This is a genomic window from Vibrio sp. 1562 (assembly GCF_033340155.1).
GTDB classification, from domain to species: Bacteria; Pseudomonadota; Gammaproteobacteria; order Enterobacterales; family Vibrionaceae; genus Vibrio; species Vibrio alginolyticus.
The window spans coordinates 1-579 of the sequence record NZ_JAWOVY010000590.1; the positions used below are offsets into that span (position 1 = coordinate 1).

At 45.3% G+C, this 579-nt stretch carries 1 protein-coding gene; it reads right to left on the bottom strand.

Annotation, left to right across the window (positions count from 1 at the left end; all coding sequences use genetic code 11):
• A partial coding sequence (locus R7Z49_RS26560; RefSeq protein ID WP_318112654.1) for an MFS transporter occupies positions 1-579 on the bottom strand: 579 nt, incomplete at both ends.

The window sequence follows — 579 nt, forward strand, 5'->3', positions numbered from 1 at the left end:
TGCTGATCCGTCACCCACTTTTCAACCAAGTAGCCACCAAACAAACCCGCTAAACACATTTGAATTGAACCAGACAGTGCAGACACTGCACCGGCTTGCTGCTTATGCGGAGACAACAACAAACTTATCGAAACCGGAAAAGACATCCCTTGCGCAAAACTCAAACACGTGAATGCGACCAGTAACGATGCAACCGTAAACGGCGTCACCAACAGTAAACACCCAGAAAGCGCGACAATCGCAAAGCTCATCAACAGTATTTGCTGTGCTTTATAACGGTTATTGATCAAATTGAGGACGACGCTCCCCATCAACAAACCAGCTGACGGGATAATCATCAAAGAACCATAATCAGCCGCGGTTAAGCCCAATTCTTGCTGCATCAAAAATGGATATAAAGACAGTGTCACTAAGCCAGATAGGTAGCTTAACCAGTTATAACTGGCACTCCCGATAACTTGCTTGTTCGTTAGCAAGTAGAAGTAATTCACCATAACTTGCCTTACCTCGAACTTGCGTTTTGGATACGGCAGCGTTTCTGGCAGAACCAAGTAGCCAAGGATAAATATCGCCAACAAG